The sequence below is a fragment of the Aeromonas sp. QDB56 genome (assembly GCF_027705505.1).
GTDB lineage: Bacteria > Pseudomonadota > Gammaproteobacteria > Enterobacterales > Aeromonadaceae > Aeromonas > Aeromonas caviae.
This window is the reverse complement of the sequence record NZ_JAPDBZ010000233.1, coordinates 1-2,699: the sequence shown is the minus strand read 5'-3', so window position 1 is coordinate 2,699 and position 2,699 is coordinate 1. Positions and strand designations below refer to the sequence as shown.

Below are 2,699 nucleotides of genomic sequence, written 5' to 3'. Positions count from 1 at the left end.
ACAGCCTTGCTCCCCCAACTCAAGTCGCATTTATGAATAATTAGTCAAAAATGTGCTTATCTGAACAGCATTGCACCGAGAGGTGGGCTTTTAAATGCTTAATTTGTATATACAATTATGCGAGACGCGTCTTGGAGCTCAGCTTGTAGCGGGAACCCGGCGACAACAATCTGGCATAGGAGACCAGACAGCCGTCTGACCAGGTGCGCCGGTGCAGCAGCAGGCAGGGGGTGTCGACCCTCACTTGCAGCAGTCCGGCTTCACCAGCACTCGGCAACACGGCTTCTACCACGTGCTCCATCTCGGAGAGGGGGCAGATCTCCATCAGATAGCTGTTTGGCGTCTGCTGGGTGAAATCCTGCTCGCCATAGCCGGGCAGTCGCTCGGCATCGACGAAGCGCTCCTCCAGTTGCAGCGGCTCCCCATCGGCCTGATGGACGATGAGGCTGTGAAAGGTGGGCGCCCCGACCCGCAGGCCCAGACGCACCGCCACTTTCTCGTCGGCGGCCTGACGTTGCAGCCGGATCACCCGCGCGCTGTACTCGCTGCCCCGCTCGGCGATCTCGTCTGCAATATTGCGAATCGCCAGGAGCGGCGACTCGGTACGCCTGTCGGCCACGAAACTGCCGGATCCGGCGGTGCGCACCAGCCAGCCTTCGGCCACCAGCTCACGCAGCGCCTTGTTCACCGTCATGCGGCTCACGGCAAACTGCTCGCACAGGGCGGCCTCGGTCGGGATCCGGTCGCCCGCCTGATAGTGGCGTTCGCGGATCCCGTCCAGGATGTGCTGCTTTATCTGAAGGTAGAGCGCAGGAGCCACCGGATGGTCCTCAGCGGCGACGATGGGGCGGACGCATGTCCGGCCAGGCGCGATAGACGTCCGGGATCTGGTCAGGGCCGCTGATGCAGAGATCGAGATCGTGCAGCAGGCCATCCTTGATGCCGTAGATCCAGCCGTGCACCGCCAGCTCCTGCCCCTTGCGCCAGGCATTCTGGATGATGGTGGTGTGACAGACGTTGGCGACCTGCTCGGCCACGTTCAGCTCGCACAGGTAGTCGAAGCGCTCGTGCTCATCCTCGATGGCTTCGAGCTGTTCGCCGTATTTGAAGTAGACGTCCTTGATGTTGCGCAGCCAGTTGTCGATGAGACCCAGCTCCTGGTTCTGCATCGCAGCCTTGACCCCACCGCAGCCATAGTGGCCGCAGACGATGATGTGCTTCACCTTGAGCACCTCCACCGCGTATTGCAGCACCGAGAGGCAGTTGAAGTCGGTGTGCACCACCAGGTTGGCGACGTTGCGGTGGACAAAGACGTCCCCCGGCAAGAGCCCCATCAGCTGGTTGGCGGGAACCCGGCTGTCGGAACAGCCGATCCAGAGGTACTCGGGTGCCTGCTGGGCGGACAGGGTAGCGAAGAAATTGGGATCCTCGGCCTTGATCCGTTCCGCCCACTCGCGGTTGTTGGTAAACAAGTCGTTCAACAGTTTCACTTCTGCTCTCCCTACTGTGGCAGTGGCGGCAACATACCATACACAAGGGTAACCAAGGCAAGGCCGACCAGATCCCCGCAAAACAAAAACAGGGCCATCAGGCCCTGCTTCTTACCGGAGGAGGCCGTCAGGCATCCATGGCATCTTTCAGCTTCTTGAGCGCGTTTTTCTCAAGCTGGCGCACCCGCTCGGCCGAGACGCCGTAAGTATCGGCCAGCTCCTGCAGGGTGGTCTTGCTCTCGTCATCGAGCCAGCGGGCACGGATGATGTGCTGGCTGCGCTCGTCCAGGGTCGCCATGGCCGCACTCAGGCGACGGGTGGCATGGCTGTCCCAGTTGTCGTTCTCGATGTTCGCCGCGAGATCGGAAGATTTGTCTTCCAGATAGTGCACCGGCGCGAAGCCACCCTCGTCTTCATCGTCACCGACCAGGTCGAAGGCCTGATCGTAATTGCTCATGCGCGCTTCCATCTCGGTGACGTCGGCAGCGGATACCCCGAGGTCGGCAGCCACGGCCTGCACCTCTTCGTGGTTCAGCCAGCCCAGACGCTTCTTGGACTTGCGCAGGTTGAAGAACAGCTTGCGCTGGGCCTTGGTGGTCGCCACCTTGACCATGCGCCAGTTGCGCAACACATATTCGTGGATTTCGGCCTTGATCCAGTGCACGGCGAAGGAGACCAGACGCACGCCCACGCTCGGGTCGAAGCGTTTGACGGCTTTCATCAGGCCGATGTTGCCTTCCTGCACCAGATCGGCCTGAGGCAGGCCATAGCCGGAGTAGCTCTTGGCCACGTGAACGACAAAACGCAGGTGCGACATAACGAGCTGGCGTGCAGCTTCGAGATCGCCATCCTGCTGCAGACGCATCGCCAGTTCGCGCTCTTCCTCTGCGCTCAGCACAGGGATCGAGTTGACGGCCTGGATATAGCCTTCCAGACTACCTTGCGGAATCAGAGCCATAGTGCGTTGCAATGAAGTTCCCATGTTCTACCTCTTACTTTTCAATCGAATCAGTCTAACACCCTGAGAAGACGTGTCTACCGACCAGGTATCATTCTGCGTGCTGCATCATACATCACCCCAGCATGAACCCGGCCTATCTTAGGCTGACGGCATGAATCATAAATGAACAGTCAAAAAAAAGGTTCTTCGCGGGATCTTGGGGAAGTGGAAGTTGACAGACAGGGTGCTGGTAAACTGGCTGTCTCCAA

At 59.7% G+C, this 2,699-nt stretch carries 3 protein-coding genes; all 3 read right to left on the bottom strand.

Annotation, left to right across the window (positions count from 1 at the left end; all coding sequences use genetic code 11):
- Nucleotides 1–115 precede the first annotated feature (115 nt).
- The gene (gene hutC, locus OKB81_RS19920) at nt 116–820 is read right to left on the bottom strand and encodes a histidine utilization repressor (protein ID WP_041212197.1); all 705 of its coding nucleotides are present in this window, start codon (nt 818–820) and stop codon (nt 116–118) included.
- Between the two features lie 10 nt (nt 821–830).
- Nucleotides 831–1,490 carry a carbonate dehydratase gene (can, locus tag OKB81_RS19915; RefSeq protein WP_010672606.1) on the bottom strand — a complete coding sequence of 220 codons (660 nt, stop codon included), beginning with the start codon at nt 1,488–1,490 and terminating at the stop codon, nt 831–833.
- Nucleotides 1,491–1,617: 127 nt separating this feature from the next.
- Entirely contained in the window at nt 1,618–2,472 is an 855-nt protein-coding gene (gene rpoH / locus OKB81_RS19910; protein ID WP_029313526.1) for an RNA polymerase sigma factor RpoH, read from the bottom strand.
- Nucleotides 2,473–2,699 lie beyond the last annotated feature (227 nt).